The 324-nt window shown below is 53.4% G+C and carries 1 rRNA gene; it reads right to left on the bottom strand.

The window, feature by feature from the left end:
• Positions 1–108 precede the first annotated feature (108 nt).
• Positions 109–225: ribosomal RNA gene (gene rrf, locus C170_RS27370) — 5S ribosomal RNA — on the bottom strand.
• Between the last annotated feature and the right edge of the window lie 99 nt (positions 226–324).

Below are 324 nucleotides of genomic sequence, written 5' to 3'. Positions count from 1 at the left end.
GGCCCTGGTGGACTCGAACCACCGGCCTCACCCTTATCAGAGGTGCGCTCTAACCAACTGAGCTAAGGGCCCACATTACATATACTATTTGAACCCAAAATGGGTTACGCTTGGCGGCGTTCTACTCTCCCAGGACCCTGCGGTCCAAGTACCATCGACGCTGAAGGGCTTAACGGTCGTGTTCGGGATGGGAACGTGTGGAACCCCTTCGCTATCGCCACCAAACGTTTGAGAGTTTGAGCTCTCAAAACTGAGCAACGAGTGAGTTGCTTGTGCTCTTCATTTCATCCACACCGAAGTGACGGACCGAAATGAATCGCTGTC

It is taken from the genome of Paenibacillus sp. FSL H7-689, from assembly GCF_000517905.1.
Lineage (GTDB): Bacteria > Bacillota > Bacilli > Paenibacillales > Paenibacillaceae > Paenibacillus > Paenibacillus amylolyticus.
This window is presented reverse-complemented; position numbering and strand designations above follow the sequence as displayed.